This window comes from Candidatus Symbiopectobacterium sp. NZEC135 (assembly GCF_025962695.1).
Genome location: NZ_JAGFPF010001211.1, coordinates 1 through 655, shown reverse-complemented (window position 1 = coordinate 655; position 655 = coordinate 1). Strand labels below are relative to the sequence as shown.

Sequence of the window (655 nt, the reverse complement as noted above, 5' to 3'; positions counted from 1 at the left end):
TTCACATCCCAGGCCGCTGGTGCCGGGCCAGATGCGTTCAGTCCGTGCAATTTCCCGTCCGCCCATACCAGTGCGAAAGCGTCACTGCCCAATCCGTTTGATACCGGTTCTACCACCGTTAACGTGGCTGCTGCTGCGATCGCCGCATCCACTGCATTCCCCCCTTCCATTAAAATACGGTTTCCCGCCTGTGCAGCGAGGGGATGCGACGTTGAGACGACATTACGTGCAAATACCGGGGTACGGGGGGTGAGATAGGGGTTATGCCAGTTAAAGGTCATGCGCGTTCCCTCTGTTTACGCGTTGCTCCGCTGCCGTCTGTAATGCTCGACGGTCGATCTTGTTGGTTCCCGCCAAGGGAAAGTGGTCAGTGAGCCAAATATGACGTGGATGCAGATACGCCGGACCGTGTTGCAGCACCCAGTTTTTCAATTCCGATGGGTCGACTGACTCTCCGGCTCTGAGGATCACCCATGCAGCCGGTTTCTGTCCTTTGATATCATCCGTCACTGGCACAACACAGGCTTGTTGTACTTGAGGGTGGCTTTCCAATAGCTTTTCAACTTCACCCGGCCAGATGTTCTCTCCCCCACAAACGAACATATCGTCATGGCGGCCAACGAACCAAAAAAAGCCATTTTCATCACGGCGGAAT

Annotated in this window: 2 protein-coding genes; both read right to left on the bottom strand. The window is 54.8% G+C overall.

The features are described 5' to 3' along the window. Positions 1-281: gamma-glutamyltransferase (locus J5224_RS33395; protein ID WP_264629181.1), on the bottom strand; the 281-nt coding region annotated here is incomplete at its 3' end. After that, positions 271-655, bottom strand: a 385-nt coding sequence (locus tag J5224_RS33390) for an AMP-binding enzyme (protein WP_413544765.1), incomplete at its 5' end; no start/stop codon positions are given. The genes J5224_RS33395 and J5224_RS33390, both read right to left, overlap by 11 nt.